This is a genomic window from Halomonas sp. 707D4 (assembly GCF_024158685.1).
In the GTDB taxonomy this organism is placed as follows: Bacteria; Pseudomonadota; Gammaproteobacteria; order Pseudomonadales; family Halomonadaceae; genus Vreelandella.
On record NZ_JAMZBD010000623.1, the window covers coordinates 1 to 1,519 of the forward strand.

Here is a 1,519-nt window from a genome sequence, read left to right on the forward strand (position 1 = left end):
GTGCAAAATACCTTTACCCGCCTCGGCGTCGCCGCGGGGCAGGCGCAAAAGCGCCACCAGCGTGCCGGCGCGCTTCTCCACCGGCGGCGCGCTTCCCAGCACGTGAAGGCCGTGGCGAATCTGGCGCTCCTTGATATCGCACAGGAACGTATCCAGCTCGTTGAGCAGCTCGGCGTCGCCCTCGCTGCCGTTCTGGGCAAGCTCCCGGTCGATGCCGGTGTCGCGCAGGTGCGCCAGGATCTGGCTTCGAATCAACGCCTCGCGCCGCGGGTCCATGTCCAGCGCCTGGTAGTACTCGTCGCACAGCGCCTCGAGCTCGGCCATCGGCCCATAAAGCTCGGCGCGGGCGAGCGGCGGCATCAGGTGGTCGATGATCACCGCTTGGCTTCGCCGCTTGGCCTGGGCCCCTTCGCCCGGGTCGTTGACGATGAACGGGTAGAAGTGCGGCATCGGCCCGAGCGCGATTTCCGGCCAGCAGGTGGCGTCTAGCCCGGTGCTCTTGCCCGGCAGCCACTCGAGGCTTCCGTGCTTGCCCACGTGAATCACCGCATCGACGCAGTAGTGCTCGCGCAGCCACAGGTAGAACGCCAGGTAGCTGTGCGGCGGGGCGAGCGCCATGTCGTGGTAGCTCTGGGTCAAATCCTCGATGAAGTCTCTTTCCGGCTGGATGCCCACGAACGTCTCGCCCAGGCGCACGCCTGAAATCATCAGCCGGCCCTGGCGGTACTTCGGGTCGTCTTCCGGGGCGCCCCAGCGGGTGGTCACCACGTCCTGAAGCGCCTGGGGGAGCGTGTCGAACCAGGCGCGGTACTCGTCGGCACCAATACTTTGCCAGCAGCCGCGATGCGCAAGGCCGTCCGGGGCGTTGGTGATCGTCTCCTGCAGGAGATGTATCAGCGCATCGCCGCTTTCGGGGATGTCGGCCACCGGGTAGCCGGCGCCTTGAAGCGCCAGCAGAAGTTTGCGCGTCGAAGCCGGCGTATCGAGCCCCACGCCGTTGCCGATGCGCCCGTCGCGGTTGGGGTAGTTGGCCAGCACCAGCGCCACGCGTTTTTGCGCGCTGGGCGTTTCACGCAGTGCCTGGTAGCGCCAGGCCAGGCGCGCCACGAAGGCGGCGCGCTCGACGTGCAGCGCGTGGTGGGTAATCGAGAGCTGGCAGCGCTCATCAAAGTGCGCCTCGCTCTTGAAGCCAACGGGCCGGGTGATGACGCGGCCATCCATTTCCGGCAGCACGATCTGCATCGCCACGTCCCGGGCGCGAAGCCCGGCGCTTCCCGCTTCCCAATCCTCGACGGTGCTGCTCGCGAGCATCGCCTGGAGCACCACCGGGTCACCCGCGAACAGGCTCTCGCCCGCCGCGCCGTCTTCGGTAGCGCTGCGGTTGACCGAAAAGCTCGTGGTGTTGAGCAGCACCGCCGCGCCGGTCTGCTCGATCAGGTAGTCGACGAACTCGATGCAGGCGGCCTCCTTGAGGGAGGCGACCGCCACCGCCAGCGGCGAAAAGCCCTCGGCCAAGAGC

The 1,519-nt window shown here is 67.6% G+C and carries 1 protein-coding gene; it reads right to left on the bottom strand.

The annotated features are described in order from the left end of the window. A partial coding sequence (locus BIS11_RS17310) for a cobaltochelatase subunit CobN (protein ID WP_253586689.1) occupies nt 1–1,519 on the bottom strand: 1,519 nt, incomplete at both ends.